Source organism: Pseudomonas sp. RGM2987, assembly GCF_022952855.1.
Taxonomy (GTDB): Bacteria; Pseudomonadota; Gammaproteobacteria; order Pseudomonadales; family Pseudomonadaceae; genus Aquipseudomonas.
This window is the reverse complement of the sequence record NZ_JALJDX010000214.1, coordinates 69,823-90,984: the sequence shown is the minus strand read 5'-3', so window position 1 is coordinate 90,984 and position 21,162 is coordinate 69,823. Positions and strand designations below refer to the sequence as shown.

Annotated in this window: 22 protein-coding genes and 1 pseudogene; 15 read left to right on the top strand and 8 right to left on the bottom strand. The window is 58.8% G+C overall.

What is annotated here, in order from left to right; genetic code table 11:
- Positions 1-138: 138 nt before the first annotated feature.
- The 6 genes from RGM2987_RS21010 to RGM2987_RS20985 all read left to right on the top strand — a co-directional run bounded on the left by RGM2987_RS21010 (position 139) and on the right by RGM2987_RS20985 (position 3,921).
- A complete protein-coding gene (locus RGM2987_RS21010; RefSeq protein ID WP_245144745.1) occupies positions 139-1,614 on the top strand; it encodes an MBL fold metallo-hydrolase in 1,476 nt (491 codons plus the stop codon).
- Complete coding sequence (locus tag RGM2987_RS21005) at positions 1,611-2,057, top strand: DNA methylase (RefSeq protein ID WP_245144744.1); 447 nt, start codon at positions 1,611-1,613, stop codon at positions 2,055-2,057. Before RGM2987_RS21010 ends, RGM2987_RS21005 begins: the two co-directional genes overlap by 4 nt.
- Positions 2,058-2,241: 184 nt before the next feature.
- Positions 2,242-2,859: an alpha/beta fold hydrolase gene (locus tag RGM2987_RS21000; RefSeq protein WP_245144743.1), complete on the top strand. Its 618-nt coding sequence runs from the start codon at positions 2,242-2,244 to the stop codon at positions 2,857-2,859.
- Between the two features lie 279 nt (positions 2,860-3,138).
- A complete protein-coding gene (locus tag RGM2987_RS20995) occupies positions 3,139-3,303 on the top strand; it encodes a hypothetical protein (protein WP_245144742.1) in 165 nt (54 codons plus the stop codon).
- Complete coding sequence (locus tag RGM2987_RS20990; protein WP_245144741.1) at positions 3,300-3,710, top strand: hypothetical protein; 411 nt, start codon at positions 3,300-3,302, stop codon at positions 3,708-3,710. Before RGM2987_RS20995 ends, RGM2987_RS20990 begins: the two co-directional genes overlap by 4 nt.
- Positions 3,703-3,921, top strand: a complete 219-nt coding sequence (locus tag RGM2987_RS20985; protein WP_245144740.1) for a hypothetical protein — start codon at positions 3,703-3,705, stop codon at positions 3,919-3,921. Before RGM2987_RS20990 ends, RGM2987_RS20985 begins: the two co-directional genes overlap by 8 nt.
- 438 nt (positions 3,922-4,359) lie before the next feature.
- Here the strand turns inward: RGM2987_RS20985 and RGM2987_RS20980 are convergent.
- Positions 4,360-4,650 (bottom strand): annotated as a pseudogene (locus tag RGM2987_RS20980) (transposase); the annotation flags it as partial.
- Positions 4,651-5,342: 692 nt separating this feature from the next.
- On the opposite strand from RGM2987_RS20980, the gene RGM2987_RS20975 reads away from it, so the two are divergent.
- The 3 genes from RGM2987_RS20975 to RGM2987_RS20965 all read left to right on the top strand — a co-directional run bounded on the left by RGM2987_RS20975 (position 5,343) and on the right by RGM2987_RS20965 (position 6,804).
- Complete coding sequence (locus RGM2987_RS20975; RefSeq protein ID WP_245144739.1) at positions 5,343-5,633, top strand: DUF3077 domain-containing protein; 291 nt, start codon at positions 5,343-5,345, stop codon at positions 5,631-5,633.
- Between the two features lie 219 nt (positions 5,634-5,852).
- Positions 5,853-6,128: a hypothetical protein gene (locus RGM2987_RS20970; RefSeq protein WP_245144738.1), complete on the top strand. Its 276-nt coding sequence runs from the start codon at positions 5,853-5,855 to the stop codon at positions 6,126-6,128.
- A 148-nt stretch (positions 6,129-6,276) separates the two neighbouring features.
- Positions 6,277-6,804: a hypothetical protein gene (locus tag RGM2987_RS20965; protein WP_245144737.1), complete on the top strand. Its 528-nt coding sequence runs from the start codon at positions 6,277-6,279 to the stop codon at positions 6,802-6,804.
- Positions 6,805-6,865: 61 nt separating this feature from the next.
- On the opposite strand, the gene RGM2987_RS20960 is transcribed toward RGM2987_RS20965, so the two are convergent.
- Positions 6,866-7,792 carry an EamA family transporter gene (locus tag RGM2987_RS20960; RefSeq protein WP_245144736.1) on the bottom strand — a complete coding sequence of 309 codons (927 nt, stop codon included), beginning with the start codon at positions 7,790-7,792 and terminating at the stop codon, positions 6,866-6,868.
- 88 nt (positions 7,793-7,880) lie between these two features.
- Between RGM2987_RS20960 and RGM2987_RS20955 the strand changes: the two genes are divergently transcribed.
- The gene (locus tag RGM2987_RS20955) at positions 7,881-8,774 is read left to right on the top strand and encodes a LysR substrate-binding domain-containing protein (RefSeq protein ID WP_245144735.1); all 894 of its coding nucleotides are present in this window, start codon (positions 7,881-7,883) and stop codon (positions 8,772-8,774) included.
- A gap of 55 nt (positions 8,775-8,829) precedes the next feature.
- Here RGM2987_RS20955 and RGM2987_RS20950 read toward each other — a convergent pair whose 3' ends face one another.
- From RGM2987_RS20950 to RGM2987_RS20935, 4 genes are all read right to left on the bottom strand, one after another.
- Positions 8,830-9,942 (bottom strand): alkene reductase, encoded by a 1,113-nt coding sequence (locus RGM2987_RS20950; RefSeq protein WP_245144734.1) that lies wholly within the window; start codon positions 9,940-9,942, stop codon positions 8,830-8,832.
- 144 nt (positions 9,943-10,086) lie between these two features.
- Positions 10,087-12,324: a molybdopterin cofactor-binding domain-containing protein gene (locus tag RGM2987_RS20945; RefSeq protein ID WP_245144733.1), complete on the bottom strand. Its 2,238-nt coding sequence runs from the start codon at positions 12,322-12,324 to the stop codon at positions 10,087-10,089.
- Positions 12,321-12,794, bottom strand: a complete 474-nt coding sequence (locus RGM2987_RS20940) for a (2Fe-2S)-binding protein (protein ID WP_245144732.1) — start codon at positions 12,792-12,794, stop codon at positions 12,321-12,323. Before RGM2987_RS20940 ends, RGM2987_RS20945 begins: the two co-directional genes overlap by 4 nt.
- Positions 12,791-14,071 carry a c-type cytochrome gene (locus tag RGM2987_RS20935; RefSeq protein ID WP_245144731.1) on the bottom strand — a complete coding sequence of 427 codons (1,281 nt, stop codon included), beginning with the start codon at positions 14,069-14,071 and terminating at the stop codon, positions 12,791-12,793. Before RGM2987_RS20935 ends, RGM2987_RS20940 begins: the two co-directional genes overlap by 4 nt.
- Before the next feature lie 283 nt (positions 14,072-14,354).
- On the opposite strand from RGM2987_RS20935, the gene RGM2987_RS20930 reads away from it, so the two are divergent.
- A complete protein-coding gene (locus tag RGM2987_RS20930; protein WP_245144730.1) occupies positions 14,355-15,572 on the top strand; it encodes an MFS transporter in 1,218 nt (405 codons plus the stop codon).
- Between the two features lie 82 nt (positions 15,573-15,654).
- Positions 15,655-16,557, top strand: coding sequence for a LysR family transcriptional regulator (locus RGM2987_RS20925; RefSeq protein WP_245144729.1), 903 nt, complete (start codon positions 15,655-15,657; stop codon positions 16,555-16,557).
- Between the two features lie 9 nt (positions 16,558-16,566).
- On the opposite strand, the gene RGM2987_RS20920 is transcribed toward RGM2987_RS20925, so the two are convergent.
- Positions 16,567-17,019 carry a helix-turn-helix domain-containing protein gene (locus RGM2987_RS20920; protein WP_245144728.1) on the bottom strand — a complete coding sequence of 151 codons (453 nt, stop codon included), beginning with the start codon at positions 17,017-17,019 and terminating at the stop codon, positions 16,567-16,569.
- A 154-nt stretch (positions 17,020-17,173) separates the two neighbouring features.
- Here RGM2987_RS20920 and RGM2987_RS20915 point away from each other — a divergent pair, with 154 nt between their 5' ends.
- Positions 17,174-17,794 (top strand): NADPH-dependent F420 reductase, encoded by a 621-nt coding sequence (locus tag RGM2987_RS20915; protein ID WP_245144727.1) that lies wholly within the window; start codon positions 17,174-17,176, stop codon positions 17,792-17,794.
- 56 nt (positions 17,795-17,850) lie between these two features.
- On the opposite strand, the gene RGM2987_RS20910 is transcribed toward RGM2987_RS20915, so the two are convergent.
- Positions 17,851-18,309: a MaoC/PaaZ C-terminal domain-containing protein gene (locus RGM2987_RS20910; RefSeq protein WP_245144726.1), complete on the bottom strand. Its 459-nt coding sequence runs from the start codon at positions 18,307-18,309 to the stop codon at positions 17,851-17,853.
- A gap of 210 nt (positions 18,310-18,519) precedes the next feature.
- Here RGM2987_RS20910 and RGM2987_RS20905 point away from each other — a divergent pair, with 210 nt between their 5' ends.
- Both RGM2987_RS20905 and RGM2987_RS20900 read left to right on the top strand, forming a co-directional pair.
- Positions 18,520-19,533: an AraC family transcriptional regulator gene (locus tag RGM2987_RS20905; RefSeq protein WP_245144725.1), complete on the top strand. Its 1,014-nt coding sequence runs from the start codon at positions 18,520-18,522 to the stop codon at positions 19,531-19,533.
- Between the two features lie 257 nt (positions 19,534-19,790).
- Entirely contained in the window at positions 19,791-21,134 is a 1,344-nt protein-coding gene (locus RGM2987_RS20900) for an MFS transporter (protein ID WP_245144724.1), read from the top strand.
- The last annotated feature ends 28 nt before the right edge of the window (positions 21,135-21,162 follow it).

Below are 21,162 nucleotides of genomic sequence, written 5' to 3'. Positions count from 1 at the left end.
GGGCAAGGGCCGACAGTATCGCCAAATCCTTGATGATTGTCTGCGCTTTGCACGGTCGTACACGATTGAACAGGCCGCCAGCGACTGATGTCTACGACTTCAAGACCCAGTGAATCCATCCGCCCTCAAGGACGCCTCATGCCTCATCCGAAAATCATCCACCATGGCGCCCATGAAGGCGTCACCGGTTCGTGCCACCAACTGTGGATGAACGACACTTGCAGTGTGTTGATCGACTGCGGCCAATTCCAGGGCGAGGATGAGGGACAGGGTAGCGACGACAGGCTCGCTCTGGATTTCTCCATCGAAGGCATCAAGGCCCTGATCGTCACTCACGTGCACATCGACCATGTGGGGCGGATTCCGAATCTGCTGGCGGCGGGCTTCGAGGGCCCGATCCTGTGCAGCGAACCCTCGGCCCGGCTGTTGCCGATCGTCTTGGAAGACGCGTTCCGCCTGACAATCAGCCGCGACCAGGAACAGCTGGAGCGCTACCTCAAAGTGGTGGAACAACGGATCATCGCCTTGCCCTACGGCAACTGGTTCACGCTGCACGAGGCCGATCAGACCGAGTGCAAGGTGCGCCTGCAGCCAGCGGGCCATGTACTGGGATCGGCCTATGTCGAATTCGAGATGAGCCGGCCCGATGCTGGCAGTCGGCGCGTGGTATTCAGCGGCGATCTGGGGGCGCCTCACTCGCCGATCCTGCCGGACCTGATACCACCCGAGCGTGCGGACCTGCTGATCATGGAAAGTACCTACGGCGACCGCCGCCACGAAGACCGCGTGCACCGGCGCGAGCGCTTGCAGGTCGCCATCGAGCGTGCATTGAGGGATCAGGGCACAGTGCTGATTCCGTCGTTCAGCATTGGCCGGACCCAAGAGCTGCTGTATGAGTTGGAAGAAATCCTCCATGAGCAGGACGCGGCCAGCACCAGCGAACCGGGCAAACGCAGCAAGGACGACGCGCTCGACATCGACTGGCCGCAGATCCCGATCATCCTCGACTCGCCACTCGCCGGCCAGTTCACCAGCGTCTACAAGGAGCTGCGCGGCTTCTGGGATGAAGATGCCCGGCTACGGCTGGAGGAGGGCCGCAAGCCGCTGTCCTTCAAGCAACTCATCACCGTCGACAGTCACGACGAACACCTGCGCATCGTCGACCACCTCACCCAGACCGCACGACCTGCCATCGTCATCGCCGGCAACGGCATGTGTTCAGGTGGACGCATCGTCAACTACCTCAAGGCCATGCTCGGCGATCCCCGGCACAACGTGGTGTTTGTCGGCTATCAAGGCAAGGGAACGCCGGGACGGGACATCATGACTCACGGGCCCGACGGCGGATTTGTGATGTTGGACGGCTGCCGCATCGACATCCGCGCGGGCGTCGATAACGTCGGCGGCTATTCAGCCCACGCGGACCAGGCGGACCTTGTCGGTTTCGTTACCCGGATGAAGGAGTGGCCCAAGGAAATCCGCCTCATCCACGGCGAAGAGCAGGCCAAGGAGCGCCTGGCCGAAGTGTTGGAGGCGCGCTATCGGGAAGCCGGGAAAGAAGGGCAGATAAGCATCCCCCATGCCGCCGAGGACTCAGGGGCATTTAAAGATTGATTTCGGTGAGTGCAACAGATCTGGGCATCGACATCGCCGACCAGCACCATCATGGTCTGTACAAATGGTTGCTCGCCAGTTTCCTGCTGGGCAAACGCATACGCTCGTCCGTCGCGTTGCAGGCCTATCGGATCCTGGTTGACCAGCATGGCCTGGATGCGCCTGCCAAGCTCGGCCAGTGTGCTCATCGTGAGCTGGTCAGGCTGCTGGGACAGGCGGGGTATGCCCGCTATGACGAATCAACGGCCCGACGCTTGCGAACCCTGGGCGTACGCTTGGCGGCTGAACTGCCCGCTCATTTGCAAGCGATGCACAACGGTACCGAAGGGCTGCCAGATGTGGAGCGATGGCTGTTGACGTTTGACGGGATCGGGCCCAAGACCCTGGAGATTTTCATGCGCGAGGCCAGGGCTGTGCTGGAAGCCATCGATCAGACCCGGTAAGGACGCTCGCAGGCTAAATGGGGCAACTCGATGGTCAGCCGGCATCGGTGAAGCTATCCACCGTAACCTCATCCTGGCCGGTAAGCCCCACGCTCGGCGACCTGCACACCTACGGCTTCGACATGGCGTTCGCCGCCGTGATGCTGGTGTTGCTGCGAGGCATGTGGCGGGGGGGTGTGCGGCAGTGCCCGGGCAATTCAGCCTGCTGACCGCCGCGGTGTTCGACTCCCTGGGGTGTGTCGCCCTGTGGAGGGACTTTCCTGAGCAACTGTGCCAAACCACCGGGCGGGAAGTAATCGCCTACGACCGGCTCGGCTTCGGCCAGTCCGATGCATACCCGGGTTCATTACCGCTGCATTTCATCCGCGACGAAGCCGAGCGGTTCTTCGGCTACATCAAGGCCGCGTTGCAAATCAGACAGTTCGTAGCCCTCGGCCACAGCGTTGGCGGCGCCATGGCCGCGGCTTGTGCTTCGTTGTATTCGCAGGATTGCCAAGCACTGATCACCATCGCCGCCCAGGCGTTTGTAGAAGAGCGCACCCTGCAAGGCATCCGCGCGGCCGAGTTGCAGTTTCAACAGCCAGGGCAAATAGCACGATTGCACAAGTATCACGGCGACAAGGCCGAATGGGTCCCAAGCGCCTGGACCAGGACCTGGTTGGCGGAGACATTTCGGGGATGGACCATTGAGGGCACGGTTGGCGAGGTACAGTGCCCGGTACTGGCGCTGCATGGGAACAGGATGAGTATGGATCGGTGGAGCATCCGGTGCGTATCGCCATGCTATCGACGAGCCGGGTAGAGTGCTTGATTGTTGAAGGGTATGGGCACGTGCCTCATCGGGAGAGGCCGCAGAGGGTATTGGCGGCTGTGAGTGGGTTCCTCGGCCAATAGCCATGTGGGGTAACGAAACGTAACCGGATCGCGTTCACGGGTAGCCAACTTGACGGCTGGTTCGAAAGAATTGATATTCCCGAAGCTATCATTGGCTTCATGGTTGCGCTGATTACGAATGATTCTATAGCTTTCGTCCCATAGGGCTCAATCTATAACATCAGCACTGTCAACGGGGAAAGAACAGATGCGCGCAAATGATCGCACTCATATAGCGGCTCCTGGTTCAAAAGGCTCATTTCAAAAAGAGTTAGAAGTAGCTATGCCGGGAGAAGTCGGCTCAGGTGATATTTATGTCGTGAGTACTTTGGACCAAGCTACCGCTATTTTTAATCCGAATTTCAGAAAATGAATAAGATTAAAGAATTGGAGGTTCTTTTTAAAGATGGATCGCTGCGGAAGTGTCTCGTAAAAATTGCCATCTCGGAACCATGGGCGGTTTCGTTCTCTCAACCGGATTTAGGCGAAACTTGTTATGAGTCTGATGACTTGTTTAAGGCATTGCTTCTCTTGAGGACCGCGCTTGAAGAGCAAGGGCATAAATTACTATGCAATGGCTCTCGTAAAAATGTAGTTGTATCAGGGATGTCGCGGGAAATGAGTGGTGGTCGTAAAGCTTATTTAGTAAAGCTTGGTAAGCAGGCGCGGCGAGATGATCTGGTGGATATATTTGATTGTGTAGACTCTTCCTTCGTTGGTACTGTTGGGCAGCAGACCGAATTTTATAGTGAGTGGCTGAGGTCATTGTGTAATGAATAATGTAAAAATACTGCCTGAGCCTCGCGAGGTTGAAGAGGCGACGCGCAATCCAAATGGTTGGGTATATCGAATATATGGTCACTACGGGGCAAACGACGCGGTCCCTCCGGAAGCTGTAGTCGGTGCTTGGAAAGTTAATGAGAAAGGGTTTATTGTGGGCAATTTTATTTTGAACCCAAAATTCTCTCCTGATAATAAATCACATAAGTAAACAGGAAAACTGGGGTGGGTTTTGAAGAAATAGGTGGAAGAAATTGGGACAGACCACGTTTTCTGTGTCCCAACTGTCTGATCAAGGCTGGCGCTGGTCTTCACACACGCATCCGGGATTTGAAGCTGGCGTGCTGCGCTCGTCACCCGCCGAACGGTGATAGCTTGAATGGGTGGAAGCCATGGTGACAAAGAAGTTGATGAGCTTGGATGAAATGGAGCCAATCGCTAAGGAGGCTATGCGTCTGGCGTTAAGTGAGTATCCGGAACCGTCGAAAGAGGATCAGTCCAATTGGACGCTGGGGAAATTCGAAACCGAGGGCGAGGGCGTGTTTGAGATATACATTCCTTCCGAGCAGCCGTTGTACGCAAAGGTGATTAGTCGAACCCGAGTTGATCGCAAGACTGGAGTGGTAAACGTCGAGGTCTTCCTGAAGAGTTAGGCACTGCATGAAAAGGAATGTCGCAACACCGCATGGCACAAGCTAACGAGGCCATCGCTGCATAACTTTTCTCGATCTTGTCGAAGCGTGTGACGATGCGGCGGCTTTCCTTCAGCCAGTCGAACATGCGTTCGATGATGTTTCGCTGCCGATATTTGGCCGATCAGACAAGCGAGGCAAGCCGGGCTTGGGTTTGCATTTCATGGATCGCAGAGGGACGACCGGCTGCATCCGTAACGGTCACAGTAGCGACGCAGAGCTTCAGCTTCGTAGGTTCTGTACGAAATCCTTTGAAGCCGCCGTCACCGCACTTGAACACTGATATTTGGTAGCGTTCGCGCCCATCGAAGGCAGGAGGCCACGATGGCGAAACGGTACGAAATTCCCGATGCAGCCTGGGAACTGGTTGCTGAAAGGGAAGGGGGACAGATCCTGAGGGAGTCCTCCCGAGTGCTGCGTCGAGCGCAAGTAGTTTCTCCAGCGCTCGTTCAAAGCTCATTGAAGAAAGCGCCTGAGGGCCTGAGGGGCATCCGTTTCCTCGGGCCTTGCTTCTCCGAATATTGGGCTCTCACGTAGGAAACTTCTGAAAATCCCACCAAAAGCACTATTCTGGCCCTAAGCCTCTCGCCGGAGGTTTTCTGTCGCGTTACGCTTTGGATGTCGCTGCACATTCAGCGACCGGGCTTGGTAACCCGGTGGAATAAGGCGTAACAGTGCACGGACAGGATTGCAGGCTTTCAGGCCTGCGATTTTGTTTTATGGCAGCTGTGCGTGGGACGTCTTTTGACGTGCCGGTTTCCTTGATTCCCCGGTTTACCAACCTGCGCACAGCTGCCACCCATTCGCTTGGTAACGGATACGGCAGCTCTTCGAATCAAGGGAGTTGAAAAATGCATATTAATAGATTAAGAAAACAGCCTCATCTGCTCCGCAGCTCTGTATCGCGGTCCCGCTGCATCTTAGTCAGTGGAGATAGCAAATGACCGAACAGGCAGATGCAAAAACCATTGGCTACACCCCATTCCATTATTGCTCCGACCGTCCGCTGTTCCGCGTTAACGGCGGTGTTCCGTTAAATGAAGCGTTGCAACAAGCATCAGATCTCCTGCATCTCGCCTACCGGCTTGCAGAGGACGCAACTTTCGAACGGAAAACGGATCGTCATGCTTGGGCCGCTCATTATTTAATGGAGATGAGCAAAGCAGTGATTGATGATGTGGTGAAAGTCATGACGGTTAGGCCTGAGGAATCAAAGCGCTCCAATAGCTAATGACAAACCGAGACAGCAGGTATTAGATTCGCCGGAACGGGGAGAAAACGGGGTAGACCACGATATGAGCGGACCGATACAGGAACTAAAATCGTGGTTTGTCCCCGCCCCCCCCCCGAGATTTGCGTAAAATACTTTCCGATCAGGCATCAAGGCATGTTAGGTTTGAAATCTGCAATACCAAAATCTTACAGCTCTGGGAAGTATGGATTCTAATAATTGAAAACTAAAATAAGCGTAACAGAAAAATTTGAGATGCTAGGCGGAGTTACGATTCTGGTGTGTAAAGGCTTTAGCTCAAATACCGATATCATAGGCAAACAGTTTTATCTGGTTTCCGGTAGTGAAGTTCGCCAGACTTTAACTATAATCGGCGTACGCGACATGCTAAATCAACAATCGAATCTTGACCAAAAAGCTCTTGAGACCAGGGACGTCATGAATTTATCGAAAGATGAGGCAAGAAGTGGAAGCTGGAAATTGATCTTAGGATAAATCACATACCTTAGCGAAAAAGGTGGAATCTATTGTCTGAAGCTATTTAATATAGAAAATTTTACAGCCCTGGGCGGGGGAGCAATAATGGACTGGTGCTGCTGTAGGCTTCTAACACAGCTGGATGTAAGTTTAGAGGAGGTGACTGTTGATTTCGTCAAATTTTTTGAGCTTAAATAAGGATGGTCAATGTTTGAGGTTGGTTTATTGTCTAAAGCGTGACTTGGAAGTGAATCAAGATAGATTGGTGCTGACTCAAAATTTGACATTGGATGAAAACAAACCACTTATGGGACTTAAAGGAACCTATGGGCTTTTCGGGTCATCGGCGTGGTGGGATAATCTCCACCAGCGAAGAATGCCACTCGTCTTCGTTTCTGGCATTGTTTTGCGGGTATATGTCGCAGGCCAAGATAAAATTGAGGCAAATAATATGCTTGATTTGAAGCTTGGTGATGGCACGGTAATCAATGTAGGCATCTATGTGAATGATAAGCGTGATGTTGAACTTTTTAAGATCGGCCGTAGAGCTAGTGTTGTTTATGCTTTAGATGAGTTAAAGCAGCAACCGGCTGCTGATGGCGGTGTGAATTATTCGAGAATTGCCTTGGAAATGGCTGTATCGCCTAGCACCGCTCAAGCTAATTCATTTGGTGTCTCCAGTAGCGAGACGTGACACAAAACATTCGAGATCATCTTGATAGGGTGGCGGCCGATTCCTGCATGTTCAGACTAATTCAGCGGGTCTTCCCAGGCGACCGCAAAGCCCCAACACTCGCCCCTATCACCAGCAAAGTCCCCAGGCACTGCAACCCTGACATCGACTGCTGCAGGATCAAGAACCCAGCCAATACACCAATCGCAGGCTCCAGGCTCATCAAGATGCCAAACGCAGAGGTGGTCATCCGGCGTAGCGCATTCAGCTCCAGCACATAGGGCGCCAAAGGAACCAAGAGAGCCAGAACGCTTACATAAAACAGTTGCTCCAACGGGACATGCCCACCACTTTCCATGAGGCCAAACGGCGTCGCCAGAAGCGCGGCGACGATGAGTGCGGTGGATAATCCCTCCGTTCCCTTGAAAAGACCTCCCACACGCTTCATCAGCAAGATGTAGCCGGCCCATCCCAATGCGGCGCCTGCCGCCAGCGTCAGGCCCAGTGTATCCGCCGTCCAATCGCCATTTTGTCGGGCGATAAGCACAATCCCGGTCGCCGCGAGAACGGGCCACAGCAGGCCCCAGCCCTTGCGCAGGCCTACGGCTGCTACGCACAGTGGTCCGAGAAACTCGATGGCAACGGCCAGGCCCAGGGGCACATGGGCGATGGCGGCGAAGAAGCAGAAGGTCATGCAGGCCATGGCGGCGCCCAGCCCGGTGGCTGCGATCCAGTGTTGCCAGGTGTAGCGCATGACCGAAGGGCGTACCACGACCGCCAATAACAGGGCGGCGATACACAGGCGTAACCAGGTGGTGCTGACGGACCCATAAGTTTCCATGACTGGCGCACTCAGGGCGGCGCCCAATTGCACAGAGCACATGGCAATCACCGCCATCAGCACAGCCATCAGATTGACTTTCGAAGCCTTGGCAGGCTGCAACGAAACCTTGTCCTCTACCGAGGGCAAGGGAGACGCTAGTGGGCCGGTCGCTGCGCTTTCGTTCACGTTATTGACTCCAATTGAAAACCTGACTCTAGTAGGATGGCGGCCATAAACAAATCTAATAGTATTTATGTTGGCTTAAGGGATTTTTATGCTGCGTGATCTGGATAGCCATCTGCTTAGAGCGTTCGTGACGGTTATCGAGACCGGCAGCGTGAGCGCGGCCGCACATAAACTTTCTCGGACCCAGGCTGCGGTGAGCATGCAATTGCGGCGGTTGGAGGAGCTGTTGGGGCAGCGTCTTCTGGAACGCTCCCCCAGAGGCGCCACGTTGACGGGGGCGGGCCAGATGTTGATGCCCTATGCGCAACGTATCCTCGAGGCGGGGGCGGATGCCCAGCGTCTGCTTAGCGACGGTCATGTGTCGGGTACGGTTCGCCTGGGATTGCTGGAGGACGTTGCTGTGGGGCGCTTGCCCGCTGTACTGCAACGCTTTTGCGCCAGCTACGAGGATGTGGTCCTGGAAATGATCGTGGATTCCAGCAAGGCGTTATCCCGAATGCTGACCCAGGGAGAGCTGGACATCGTGATCGGTGATCCGGGTGTGATAGACGCCTCTGCAGTCAAGACTTGGACTCAGCCACTGCGCTGGGTCGGTTCAAGAAACTTGAAGATCGACTGGCGCAAGACGCCTCTGCCGGTGATTGCATTTGTTGGCACGTGTGCATGGCAGGACAAAGCGTTCGCGGCCTTGAATCGGGCCAGGATCCCTTGGCGCATCGCGTGTAAAAGTACCAGCCTGTTGGCGATTCAAGCGGCGGTCGAGGGTGGATTGGGTGTGGCGGTCATGCTGACGGGGCATGTGCGCCACGATTCGATGAGGATTCTAAGTGCCAGGGAAGGCCTGCCGCCGGCGCCATACGCGGATTTTGGCTTGTTCACCTCCAACCTGGAGGAAGGCGAAAATTCGGCGCAGCGTGTACTGTTGGATTTTCTGAGCGAGGACATTGAAAACTTCCTCACACGGGAAGCGAACCAAACCTGAAGACGTTTTGCCAACACGCCTTCCGGTTCAGGCCGTTCGTGCTCTGCACCGTATGCTACGAATAAGCTGGATAATCCACATAGCCTCGCTCATCACCGCCAAAAAAAGTCGTCGGATCCGGCGTATTCAGCGTCAGCCCCTCACGAATCCGTCGTGGCAAGTCCGGGTTCGCCAGGAATGGCCGGCCGAACGCGATGATGTCGGCGCGGCCGTCCTTCAACGCCCGCTCAGCGGAGGCGGGGTCATAGCCGCCAGCGATGATCAGCACGCCATGCCATTGCTGGCGCAACTGGCCGATGATCGCATCCCAGCGTGGGTCGAAGTTCTCGTCCTTGACGGTGCCGACCACAGCCGGTTCGACCAAGTGCAGGTAGGCCAGTTTCCAGCGATTTAATTCGCCCACGATGTAGCCAAACGTAGCTTCCGGACTTTCGTCACCCATGCCCATGAAGCGGCCCATCGGGGTCAGGCGAACGCCCACACGTTCGGCGCCTATTTCATCACTCACCGCCGCAACCACTTCCACTAACAGGCGTGCACGGTTTTCGATGCTGCCGCCGTAGCCGTCCTGACGATGGTTGCTGTTGCTGTTGATGAATTGGTCGAGCAGGTAGCCATTGCCGGCGTGGATTTCCACGCCATCCATTCCGGCGCGGATTGCGTTACGGGCGGCGGTTCGGTAGTCACGGACGATCTCGACAATCTCTTCGGCCTCCAGCGCCCGCGGCACCGGTACATCGCCCCAGATGCCGGCGCCGTTTTCGTCGACGATGAAGGTCTTGCCTGGCACGGGTAACGCACTGGGCGCCACGGGCAGGGCGTTGTCGGGCTGGAAGCTGGGGTGCGAGACGCGGCCCACGTGCCAGAGTTGCATGAAGATCAGCCCTGCGGCGTTGTGCACCCGATCACTGATCTGGCGCCACGCCTGGACTTGTTCCTCGTTGTAGATGCCCGGCGTCCAGGCATAACCCTGGCCCTGTCGGGAGATCTGCGTGGCTTCGGTAATGATCAGCGCAGCGCTGGCACGCTGGTGGTAGTACTCGGCGTTCATGCTGGTCGGAATGTCGCCCGGTTGCCCGGCGCGGGAGCGTGTGAGTGGTGCCATCGCGACGCGGTGAGGCAGGGTGTAAGGGCCCAGGGCGATGGGCTGGAACAAGTGCTGAGTCATGGTGTTCTCCAGTTCGGACAGAGTGAGCGGTGCGGCGGTGCACCGGTTGGTCCCTAAGTTAATCAACATGGCGGCCTGTGATAATCCGAGCAAGACTCATCGCTGCATTGCGTCAAACGCAACGCCGCAGGTGCTTTCCTGGCATCAGGACGCTTGCTCGGCGCGAGTCAGTGGCAGGCTCAACCAGCGCCGACCGGTGGCGTTCGCCACGGCGTTGCCGATCGCGGCGGCCATGGGGCCCTGAACGATTTCCGCGGCACCGAGGAAGGGCTGCCCTGGCTGATCGAGCAGGTGCACATCGACCTGCCTGGGTACTTGGGTAAAACGCAGGATCGGGTAACCACTCCAGTCATAACTGCGAATGCCGCCAGCGTCGTAAGTGACCTGTTCATAGAGCGTCCAACTGGTGGATTGCAGGATGCCGCCTTCGACCTGGTTACGCAGGCCGTCGGGGTTGACGATCTGGCCGACGTCCACCGCCGTGACGACTTGTTCGATCTGCACTTCGCCGGTCTGTGGATGCACTTGCAGGCGAACAGCGAGGGCGCAGTAACCCATGATGTTTTTATAACGGGCGAAAGCGAAGCCTATGCCGGAACCTGGCTCGGGGCTTTTTTGCGGCCAGCCGATGGCGTCGCGAACTCGCTCGATCACCGCCCGGGCCCGAGGGTCTTGCAGATGCGCCAGGCGCAGGGCGACTGGATCGGTCCCGGCCTGGGCCGCCAGTTCGTCGATGCAGGCTTCGATGGCGAAGATATTGATATGGGCGCCCAGGGAACGCATCGCTGAGGTGCGAAACGGCATCGCGGTGACGAAGTTCATGTCGATGCGGGTGGAGGCCAACGTGTACAGCGGCACGGCATTGCGGTCGCCGTCGCCTTCGGGTTGGGCAATCGGCATCGATGGCGCGCTCACGAAGGGGCGGGGCAGCAGGCGGGCGGGGAGTAACCGGCCGGCGTTGACGATCCGTTCGTTGTGCGGTGTGGTCCACAGCTCATAGGCCCAATCCTGCAAGCGCCCGCGTTCATCCAGGTTGGCCTCGACTTGCGTCACCATTGCCGAGCTGTACGGCTCCCAGAGATGCTCCTGTTCACGCATCCACTGCACCCGCACCGGCGTGCCGGGCATGCGCATGGCGATCAGCGCCGCGTCCGCCGCCGCATCGTCCGCGCCGTTGTGGCCATAGCAACCGGAACCTTCGGTGTGGATGCAGCGCACGCGCTCGGGAGGCAAGTTAACCAATTCGGCAATACCGGCCCGTAGTGGGAAGACGCCTTGGGTGTGGGTCCAGACAGTCAGCGTGCCGTCCTGGAACCAGGCCACCGCGCAAGACGGGCCGATGGAGCCGTGCATCAGGTACTGCTTGGTGACCTGCGCCTTGTACTGTTTGCCCGTGGTGATGCTTGGCGTGCCCTGGGCACTGATGGGGTAACGGCGCGCCGGCAGTTTTTTCAGCAGGGCGTGGATGTTCTTCGAGTCGGGGACCGCTTGCCCACCGCTCCAGTGCGCCGACTCATAACCGCTGCGCATGGCCTTGATCGCTTGCCATTCATCCCGGGCCACCACGGCCAGGTAGTTGCCGTCACGAATGACCTGCATGACGCCGGCCATCGACTTGATCGACGCCTGGTCAAACGCCTCAAGGTGACAACCCGGGCGAGGCGGGCGGATGACGCGGGCATGGAGCATGCCGGGCAAGCGGATGTCCTGGACAAAAGCGGCGCCGCCGCTGACCTTGCTCGGAATATCCAGGCGCGGCACCGATTGCCCGATCAGTTTGAACTGCGCCGGCGGCAGCACGGGCGACTCGGCCTTGGCATAAAGGTGCAGATCGACGTTTTTTACCGCATCGGCGTAGCGCATGCGTCGACCGTCAGGTCCTTCGATCAGCCCATCGCGAGTGGTCAGCAAAGCCGCTGTGGTGTTCCAGTTACGTGCGGCCGATTCCAGAAGCAACTGACGAACCTGCGCCGCCGCGTTGAACAACGCAGTGCCGCTGTCGAAAATAGTATGGCTGCCTGCGGTGTAGCCCTCATTCGGGGACAACGCGGTGTCGGCGGTGAGCATGTGGATGGCCGACGGCGCCACATCCAGGCGCTCGGCGGCAATTTGCAGCAGCGCCGTTTTCACGCCCGTGCCCAGTTCGGCTTTACCGGTGTAGACGGTAATGCCTTCGGCATCGACCCGTATCCACGCGTCCAGGAACGGGTTGGTGCGCAGGCTGCCAGGGAGTTCGGGGGCCAGCACCACGGTGCCCAGCGTGTCGACTTCGGTGTCCGCCCAGGCCTTGCGAGTGACGGGCAACAGACTGAAGGCCACCAGCAAGGCGCCTCCACGCAGAAACGCCCGGCGCCCCAGATCGACTTCGGGATGGGGCTTCATGCTGCGCTCCCGTTTTGTCCTGAAACCAGGCTGATGGCTTCGATGATGCGCAGATGGGTGCCGCACCGGCACAGATTCCCCGCCATGTGCTCGCGGATGGTTGACTCGTCCGGCGTGGGGTTGCGCTCCAGCAGCGACTGGGCCCGCATCAGCATGCCGGCGATGCAGTAGCCGCATTGCGCGGCCTGCTTGTCGATGAACGCCTGTTGCAGGTCACCGGGCTGCTCGGCGGACCCCAAGCCTTCGACGGTACGGACTTTCTTGCCTTCAAGCCCAGCGCAGGGTGTCAGGCAGGCAAATACCGGACGGTCATCGACAATGACCGTGCAGGCGCCGCATTGGCCCAGGCCGCAACCGTATTTGGCGCCATTGAGCCCGAGGTGATTGCGCAGTGCGTAGAGCAAAGGCATGTCCGGTTCTAGATCCAGGGCATGGTCCGAGCCGTTGACGTTGAGCGTGACGTGGGTCATTTCGTCTCCTTGCGTATCGCGTCGACAGTAGAAGAAAGATCCGTCCAGGGCTGGCCGGGGCTGGCCTGGTGGCGCAGATAAGCGGCGAGGGCCTTGAGCTGGTTGTCATCGAGGTTGGCGGCGAAGGGCGGCATGACCGGGCCGGGCATTCCTGGATTGGCCGGCAGCCCTTCTAGGACGCTCTTGAGAAAGTTGCGCGAACTGGCGGCGCGTAACGCAGAGGTGCGCTCCAGCGCCGGACGCTCATCGATTTCGCGCATCGGAGCGGCCGGGCCGTGGCACCCGGCGCAGGCACCAGCAAATACGAGAGCGCCCGAGGCCTGCTCGGCAGCATCGGGTTCTACCGGTATCGACGAAATTTCCTTTACCGCTGGCTTGGTTTTCAGACTCAGCAGGTAGTTGGCAATCGCCTCGACATCGCTGGCCGGCAAGCGAGCCAGGCTGAGACTGACCGGGCGCATCGGGCCGGCGGCCGTACCATGACCACTCACCACTTCGCCGCGCAGGTAACGCACCAGTTGCTCGCTGTTCCAGCCATCGGCCTGGCGCGCCAAGCCCAGCAGTGATGGGGCATCCCAGCCGTCCACGCTGCCGCCTGCCAGGCTTTGGCCGGATTTCTCGGCACCAATCAGGTTCAGCGGCGAATGACAACCTGCGCAGTGACCGGGACCTTCAACCAGATAGCGACCGCGATTCCAGGCGTCAGACTGCTGGACAACAGGCGTCAACGGCTCGCCATGCAGGAACAGCAGGTTCCAGAACGACACCAGGGGCCGAATGTTCATTGGGAAGTTCATGCGGTTTTCCATCGCCGGGGCGTGCACCGCAGGGCCGCTCATCAACCAGGCGTAGGCATCGGCCAGATCGCCATCGCTCATGCGCCGGTAGTGCACGTACGGAAAAGCCGGGTAGAGGAAATGGCCGTCGCGGGATATACCTTCACGCATCGCCCGTTCAAAGGCTTGCAGGGACCATTGGCCGATCCCGGTTTGTGGATCGGGGGTGATGTTGGTGCTGTAGAGCGTGCCGAAAGGCGTCACCAGCGGTAGCCCGCCAGCCAGGTATTGACCGCCGGGGCGGGTGTGGCACACCGCGCAGTCGCCAGCTTCCACCACTCGGGCGCCGCGTTGCAGTTGCGCCCGGTCGAAGGTATGTGGGCGCTCGATGGGTGCCAATGCTGGACGCCACATCAGCAGCACCGCAGCAGTGGAGGCGAGCAGGGCGAGGGCGGCCAGTGCAGTCAAAACCTGCCTGGATTTCAACCATTGACTGTTCATGCGGATGTGCCACTGATGCAGGGGGGCTTTCCGGGGGAGGTGAAAAACGATTGATTCGAGATCACGGCAAGCTCCTTGAATGACCCTGGGGGCGAGGTGATCCAGAGTAGGGAAGGGCAGCGCAACCGAGTATCGGCACTTCGCGCAAAGGCCCGTTGCGCCAAAAGCAACGCCTGGATTCGTTGCGTGCGGCGCATCAGTCAGTTGCTCGAACCGTGGATTCTCCAACGCCGAGCGCGTGCGTAGCCTTGCAGACACTTTCTCCCATTGACGAGGTGTCATCATGCTCACGGGCAATCCTGCGGCCACGGCCGATCCCCAATCGACTGCTTCACTCTCCGGCCTGATGGTCGCGTTCCTGGCGTTTTGCTGCGGCGCGGTGGTCGCCAACCTTTACTACGCCCAACCCATCGTCGAACTGATCGCGCTGCAGATCGGCTTGTCCAGCGCCAATGCCAGCCTGATCGTCTCGCTCACGCAATTTGGCTACGCCTTGGGCCTGCTGTTGCTGGTGCCACTGGCGGACCTTTTGGAAAACCGTCGGCTGGTGGTGGGTTTCACCCTGGCGGCCAGCGCCAGCCTGCTGTGCGCCGGGTTGTCCCATTCGCCGTCGATGTTCCTGGTGTTTTCGCTGCTGATCGGCCTGACCTCGGTGGCCGTGCAGATCCTCGTGCCGCTGGCCGCGCACCTGGCCCCTGAAAAATCACGTGGCCGTGTGGTGGGCAACATCATGAGCGGCCTGCTGCTGGGCATCCTGTTGTCGCGGCCGGTATCGAGCCTGCTGGTGGAAGCGTTCGGTTGGCGCGGAGTGTTCTTCAGCGCCGCGGCACTGATGGCCGTCATTGCGCTGATCACCGCTGTGGCGCTGCCGCGTCGCGTGCCGACGCATCAGGCCAGTTATGGTGCGTTGATCGGTTCAGTGTTTGCCCTGGCCAAACGCTATGCAGTGCTGCGCGAGCGTTCGTTGTACCAGGGCCTGTTGTTCGCCAGCTTCAGCTTGTTCTGGACCATCGCGCCCATCGAGCTGATGCGCAACCACGGTTTCAGTCAGACCCAAGTGGCGATCTTTGCCCTGGTCGGCGCGGTGGGCGCCGTGGCCGCGCCGATTGCCGGTCGCTTGGCCGATGCCGGTCACGCTCGCATCGGCACCCTGGTGGCCTTGCTGCTGGCCCCGGTTTCATTGTTGATCGCCGCCTTGCCGGGCAGCGGTTATGTCTGGCTGGTGGTGTGTGCGGTGCTGCTGGACTTTGCCGTGCAGTTGAGCATGGTGCTCGGGCAGCGTGAGGTGTATGCCCTGGACCCACACAGCCGGGCCAGGCTCAACTCGGTGTACATGACCAGTATCTTCGTTGGCGGCGCATTGGGTTCGCTGGTCGCCACTGCGCTTTATGAACATTTTGGCTGGAGCCTGTCGGCGTTACTGGTGGCTGCGGTCCCAGCCCTGGCGCTGGTGATATTTCTTTCGCGTCAGTTCACAGCAGCGCCGGTTGATGGCCAATAACCCGATGACGTTGCATGGGACAAGACGACAAGCGGACGGTGATGCACAATCGTCACCGTTTGCTTTCGATCGGAATTCCCTTATGGACAAGTTGCTGGCACTGAAGATGTTCGTCGAAACCGTACGCTGCGGCGGCTATTCCTCGGCAGCGCGTAAACTCGGCCTGTCGACGTCTTCGGTGACGCGCCAGGTGGCGGGGCTGGAGCAGGAACTGGGCGCCAGCCTGCTCAACCGCACGACCCGCCACATCAGCGTGACCGCCGCTGGGCAAAGCTATTTCGACAAAGCCGTGGCGATCCTCGACGCCGTCGATGAGGCCGATGCCTTCGTCGCTGACCGTGGCAGCGAGGTGCAAGGCCGGCTCAGGGTCAGCGTACCGGTGGAGTTTGGCCGTCGCATCATCGCCCCGCACCTGAACCGTCTGCTTGAACGTTATCCAGGCCTGGAAATCAGCCTGTCACTGAGTGACCAAGTCAGCGATCTGCTCAGCGAGCAGATCGACGTGTCGGTGCGATTGGGCTCCACGGTGGTCAGCGAAGACATCGTCAGCAAACGGGTCGGGGCTTTTCAACGTTGGGTATTGGCAAGTCCGGACTATCTGAAGCACCACCCCGCACCGCGCCATCCCCACGACCTGCTGGAGCACCAATGCCTGCGCTTCGATTACAGCGGCTCGCACCTGCATTGGACGTTCCAGGCCGATGACGAAACCGTCCAACTGAATGTACAAGGGCGACTGCACAGCAACAACGCCGACATTTTGCGCGAGGCCGCTATCGCCGGCGGCGGGGTGACGCTGCTCGCCGACTGGCTGGTGCGTGATGACGTTGCCCAGGGACGGTTGGTTCGGCTGCTGGCGCAATACGAGGTCAACCCCGGCAGCGCCAGTGGATGCATCAATGCGCTGTATTTGCCGAATCATCGCGGGTCGAGCCGGATCAATGTGTTTATTGAGTTTTTGGAGGAGGTGCTCAGGGCGGGGTAACCTGGTCACTCAGTCGCTGCCCTGAGCAAAGATACACCCGCCATTGCGCACCAGCGCCTTCACCTCTTCGCTCACCTGTATCGGGTTTTCACTCAGTCGAGCGAGGAACTCCGCGCGGCGCAGTATGTACGACTCCGAATCGTGCTTGGCGCTCCAAAGAACAATGTTGAGCACCACCGGTATGAGGTCCAGGCCTTTCTCGGTCAGGGTGTAGAAATCCCTGCGCCCGTCGTCGGGGCTGGGCTTTCTCGAGAGGATGCCTTGCTCTTCAAGCAGAACAAGGCGGGACGCGAGGACATTGGTCGCGATTCGCTCTTCCGATTTCAGAAATTCCCCATAGGTCTTTTTGCCGACAAAAATCATGTCGCGAACGATCAGCAGCGACCATCGGTCGCCGAAAATCTCCACGCCATAGTTCACCGCGCAATGCGACCGGATGTCACTTTTACAGGTTTTTTTCATGGCGCGATCTTAGCATCACTTGCGTCAAGCAAGTAAATTTTTGCTTATCACTTGTATTTTGCAAGTAACAAGCGAAGGATAGCTCGTACGTCTTGGCTCGCGATCAGGTCGCCTCGACGGTCAACGAACTAATCTCTCAGCAAGGATACTCAAAATGAAAATCGGCTTTATCGGCGCTGGGCCTGTCGCCCAAACAATCGCCAAACACGTCCTATCGGTAGGTCACCAGGTTGTACTTAGCAACTCCCGCGGGCCTGAGTCGCTCGCCGGCCTTGTTGCGGAGTTGGGTTCCGGCGCGACGGCCGGTACGGCAAAGGAAGCAGCAGAACAGGACCTTGTCGTGCTTGCTGTCAAATGGTGGGATGTACAAAAAGCGTTGTTTTCAGTCGGCGACTGGAGAGGGCGCACGCTCGTGGATACCACCAACCGTGTCGCCAGTGTTGAGCCGTTGATGCTTGGCGACATCAGCGGTCGGACGTCGAGCGAGATCGTCGCCGATCTCGCGCCGGGAGCGAAGGTCGTCAAGGCGTTCAACACCATTCCGATGATCTGGATGTCGGATTTTTCGGCGTCGAAGCCCAAGACGGCGTTCTTCGTGTCCGGGGACGATGCTGGGGCCAAGAAAGTGGTGAGCGAACTGATCGAGGAGATCGGTTTCTACAGCCTCGATCTGGGTTCCCTGGCAGAGGGCGGCCGACTCCAGCAGACCGGCGGAGCGCTTGTCGGGGTCAACCTGACCTTCAGTGAACGGTTCCGCCTACCGACGATCGACTGACCGCAGGGGCGTGGCGGCTCACAATGACCTTCCTGGCGTTGTGGCCGTCGCGATGATCATGCCGGACGGCGCATGATCAGCACGTCAGTCTCGTAGGTCAGCACAGCGTTCTGGTCCTGATTGAGGACTTCGACTTTGAAAACCACCCAGCCGCGATCTAGCTTACGGGTATGCGGATAGGCCTTCAGGACCTGTGATATCAAACGCAGGCGGTCACCACTGAGAACCGGTCGAAGCAGCTTTAACGCTTCGAATTTTCCGCCGGCCACCAGGTTCGTCTTCAGGAAAAAGGCGTCGCACAACATCCTCTGCGCCATCGCGAACGTATGCACACCGCTTGCGCAATGTACGCCCAATGGAGCGCGCGCTGCTTGTTCGGGGTCGATATGGATATCCAGCGGGTCGAACATCAGGGCAAATTCGATTATTTCCTGGCGGCTCACCGGTTGTGGACGTTCGGCGGTCCATTCGTTGCCGGGGCTGAAATCTTCCCAGTAGAGTGCCTTCGTATTCATAGAAGCCTCTGGTCTCGCAGGTTTTTGATTTGAGTGTTTCACCAGCGGCGCTCGCCAGCAATGCTCAACGGCCTCACCACGGTTGATGCGTAAGGGCACCCAAGGACATTGGTTTTTCGTTGATTATTGGTGCGACTATAAAAACGTGCGACGCTGGAAGACCCGCTCGCGCAACACCGTGAAGGTGCGGACCCGGCATACGGAGACTTCATGTCGCTCTCCCCAGACAAGGGAACAACCTCAATCGGACTGGTCCATGAGGCACTGCTGGGGGCACGCTCCCGTGGGCTGGACGTGTCAGCGGTTCTGCAACAGGCCCAGATCGATCCAGAGCTGTTGCAGGCGCCCAACGCGCGCGTATCGGCGGCGGCGTTTTCGCGGCTGTGGGTGGCCCTGTCCGATGCGCTGGACGATGAGTTTTTCGCGATCGACAGCCATCCTATGCGGCGTGGCAGTTTCAAGCTGATGTGTCAGGTTTCGCAGAACTGCGAGACGCTGGGTCAAGCCCTGCGGCGGATGCTGGCGTTGCTGCGGGCGATTCTGGATGACGTGTATGGTGAGCTGATTTGCGACGCAGAGTCTGCGGTGATCGTCATCCAGGACCACGGCGTGGAACGGCGGCTTTTCTGCTACGGCACCTGGCTGATCCTGGTGCATGGCCTGCTGTGCTGGCTGGGTAATCGGCGCATCCCCATCCAGCAACTGGACCTGCGCCCGCCACGGCCAGCAGACGACAGTGATTACCGCATGCGTTTCTGTGACAACCTGCGGTTTGGCGCTCCAGTGTCCCAGGTCGTGTTCGAGCGCAGCTTTCTGGAACTGAAGGTCGCCCAGACGCCAGCCAGCATGGCGGCGTTCCTCAAGGAGTCACCGGCCAGCCTGCTTGTGCAGTACCGTAACGACGACAGCATCAGCGCCCGGATCCGCCAGCGGCTACGCGGGCAAAGCCCGGAAGAGTGGCCCGAGCTTGAGGCGATGTCCAAAGCCCTGCGAATCTCCTACTCGACGCTGCAACGCCGATTACAGGCCGAGGGCGTCAGCTACCAGCGTCTGAAAGACAATCTGCGCCGCGACATCGCAATCAACCTGCTGTGTCGGGCAGACCTGACGGTGACGGATGTCGCGGCCCAGACCGGCTTCCAGGAAACCAGCGCCTTCCACCGGGCTTTCAAGAAATGGACCGGCGTCAGCCCGGGCGCCTATCGCCGGACACTCGATCAGTAGCGTCAACGTCCAATACCCGGCGCCTGCCGGGCTTGTCCCTTTCCCTTCCCACGGCCCCCGAGACTGCCCAGAACGGTCATTCAAAACGATGTCCACGGGCATGGGCTGCGCGTGCCGCCAATCCTATGATCGCCACCAGCAGCCCATCCATCTTGCCTTGACTGGATGGCTGCGCGTTGTTGCGCCTTGCCAGTAGCTGGGCGCATGCAGCGACCCAAGTGCACTTCACAACAAAAACAAAATGAAGGGGACACGCTATGCAACCGGTGAACGTTTACGCCCTGGCGGGCGAGTCAAAACTGAATCGCTTTCACGGGCTGATTCTCTTCTGGTGTGTGTTGATCCTGGTGATCGATGGCTATGACCTGGCGATTGTTGGCGCGGCGCTGCCGGCCATCATGCAAGACATGAAGATTGACCCCACCAGTGCCGGCATCATGGCTGGCTCGGCGCTCTTCGGTACGATGCTCGGAGCGATTTTCCTCGGGACGCTGGCCGATCGCATAGGCCGTCCGAAAATGATCGCCTTCTGCGTGGCGCTGTTCAGCCTTTTCACCGCGGGAGCCGGCTTTACCCATGACCCGGTCAGCTTCAGCGTCATGCGTTTCATCGCAGGACTAGGCATAGGCGGGGTGCTGCCAGTCTGCACCGCGCAAATGGGCGAGTACGCGCCGTTGAAACAACGCACTCGCCTGGTAACCCTGGTGTTCGCCGGCTACTCCGTCGGCGGCATCCTGGTGGCGGTGACGTCCAAACAGCTGATTGAGAGTCATGGCTGGCAATGGGTGTTCTACATCGCTGCGCTGCCGGTGCTGCTGATTCCGTTCATCCTCAAAACGATGCCCGACTCGATCGGCTATCTGCTGAAAAACGGCCGTCAGGATGAGTTGCGCGCCATCGCCAGCCGCCTGGAACCGACGCTGCCTCTGAGCCAGCAGACTGAAATGGTCGGCAACCCGGCGGTGCTGGGTAAGCAGGACACACCGGTGCGAAACCTGTTCAAGGACGGACGGGGTCCCAGCACCGTGATGATCTGGGCTGCCTTCATGACTGGTCTGTTCATGGTCTACGCCCTCAATTCCTGGCTGACCAAGCTGATGGCGATGGCCGGGTTCAGCCTGGGGTCGGCACTCAACTTCGTGATCGTGTTCAACGTCGGGGCGATCGTCGGAGCCCTTGGTGGAGGCTGGTTGGGCGACCGGTTCAACATCAAGTACGTGCTGGTGTGTTTCTACATCGTCGGCGCGGTTGCCCTCACGTTACTCGGCTTCACGCGCTCGACGACGCTGTTGTTCGGGGTTGTGTTCGTGGTGGGGGCGTCGACCTTGGGCACTCAGTTGCTGGCCTACGCCTACGCAGGTGATTTCTATCCCTCGACCATCCGCTCGGCGGGCGTTGGCTTTGCCTCGGGGGTCGGGCGGATCGGCGCCATTGTCGCGCCAGTGCTGATCGGCTGGCTGGTGTCACTGAACCTGCCGCTGGAGCACAACTTCATGGCGATCAGCGTGGCCGGCCTCATTGGCGCAGGTGCTGTCACCCTGATCAACCAGTCACGTGCGGACTCAACCCAGGCGAGAAAGGCCCCAGTGCCGTCCAGTTGAACCCATGCTTCTTCGCTTCTCAAGAAAA

Bases quoted from the DNA above. Each gene is read 5' to 3' on its own strand.
- RGM2987_RS21010 (WP_245144745.1), top strand. From the start codon at position 139: ATGCCTCATCCGAAAATCATCCACCATGGCGCCCATGAAGGCGTCACC.
- RGM2987_RS20995 (WP_245144742.1), top strand. From the start codon at position 3,139: ATGCGCGCAAATGATCGCACTCATATAGCGGCTCCTGGTTCAAAAGGC.
- RGM2987_RS20990 (WP_245144741.1), top strand. From the start codon at position 3,300: ATGAATAAGATTAAAGAATTGGAGGTTCTTTTTAAAGATGGATCGCTG.
- RGM2987_RS20985 (WP_245144740.1), top strand. From the start codon at position 3,703: ATGAATAATGTAAAAATACTGCCTGAGCCTCGCGAGGTTGAAGAGGCG.
- RGM2987_RS20975 (WP_245144739.1), top strand. From the start codon at position 5,343: ATGACCGAACAGGCAGATGCAAAAACCATTGGCTACACCCCATTCCAT.
- RGM2987_RS20955 (WP_245144735.1), top strand. From the start codon at position 7,881: ATGCTGCGTGATCTGGATAGCCATCTGCTTAGAGCGTTCGTGACGGTT.
- RGM2987_RS20950 (WP_245144734.1), bottom strand. From the start codon at position 9,942: ATGACTCAGCACTTGTTCCAGCCCATCGCCCTGGGCCCTTACACCCTG.
- RGM2987_RS20945 (WP_245144733.1), bottom strand. From the start codon at position 12,324: ATGAAGCCCCATCCCGAAGTCGATCTGGGGCGCCGGGCGTTTCTGCGT.
- RGM2987_RS20940 (WP_245144732.1), bottom strand. From the start codon at position 12,794: ATGACCCACGTCACGCTCAACGTCAACGGCTCGGACCATGCCCTGGAT.
- RGM2987_RS20935 (WP_245144731.1), bottom strand. From the start codon at position 14,071: ATGAACAGTCAATGGTTGAAATCCAGGCAGGTTTTGACTGCACTGGCC.
- RGM2987_RS20930 (WP_245144730.1), top strand. From the start codon at position 14,355: ATGCTCACGGGCAATCCTGCGGCCACGGCCGATCCCCAATCGACTGCT.
- RGM2987_RS20925 (WP_245144729.1), top strand. From the start codon at position 15,655: ATGGACAAGTTGCTGGCACTGAAGATGTTCGTCGAAACCGTACGCTGC.
- RGM2987_RS20920 (WP_245144728.1), bottom strand. From the start codon at position 17,019: ATGAAAAAAACCTGTAAAAGTGACATCCGGTCGCATTGCGCGGTGAAC.
- RGM2987_RS20915 (WP_245144727.1), top strand. From the start codon at position 17,174: ATGAAAATCGGCTTTATCGGCGCTGGGCCTGTCGCCCAAACAATCGCC.
- RGM2987_RS20910 (WP_245144726.1), bottom strand. From the start codon at position 18,309: ATGAATACGAAGGCACTCTACTGGGAAGATTTCAGCCCCGGCAACGAA.
- RGM2987_RS20905 (WP_245144725.1), top strand. From the start codon at position 18,520: ATGTCGCTCTCCCCAGACAAGGGAACAACCTCAATCGGACTGGTCCAT.
- RGM2987_RS20900 (WP_245144724.1), top strand. From the start codon at position 19,791: ATGCAACCGGTGAACGTTTACGCCCTGGCGGGCGAGTCAAAACTGAAT.